Genomic DNA, 306 nt, shown 5'->3' with positions numbered 1-306 from the left:
TGCGTATATGATTAGTAGCTTTCCGATTGGCATTTACCTCCGAGGGCAATAAAGCAATGGTAAGCAACACATCTGATGTTTTGGTTTCAGTTTACTTTCTTCAATAGCTTTTGGTATATCACTATCAAAAGGTTTCGATTGGATAATAAAATACCCGTAATAAGTGGGAGAACTCCCTTGCTCGCATCCGCGTATCCGGTGGAACAACTGAAAGCAAGATTCAATTCTACTCCTGGTTCCTTGCCCAGGCCGGTGAATATTCTTCGTATATCTCATCCTGTGAGCAAGTTAAAAAGTTATGAGTAT

General features: G+C 40.2%; 1 protein-coding gene. It reads right to left on the bottom strand.

The genetic code is table 11. The features are described from left to right. Positions 1 to 33: 33 nt before the first annotated feature. Positions 34 to 276: a DUF5958 family protein gene (locus tag D0T87_RS25275; protein WP_370526973.1), complete on the bottom strand. Its 243-nt coding sequence runs from the start codon at positions 274 to 276 to the stop codon at positions 34 to 36. Positions 277 to 306 lie beyond the last annotated feature (30 nt).

The sequence above is a fragment of the Bacteroides sp. 51 genome (assembly GCF_010500965.1).
Taxonomy (GTDB): Bacteria; Bacteroidota; Bacteroidia; order Bacteroidales; family Bacteroidaceae; genus Bacteroides.
This window is presented reverse-complemented; position numbering and strand designations above follow the sequence as displayed.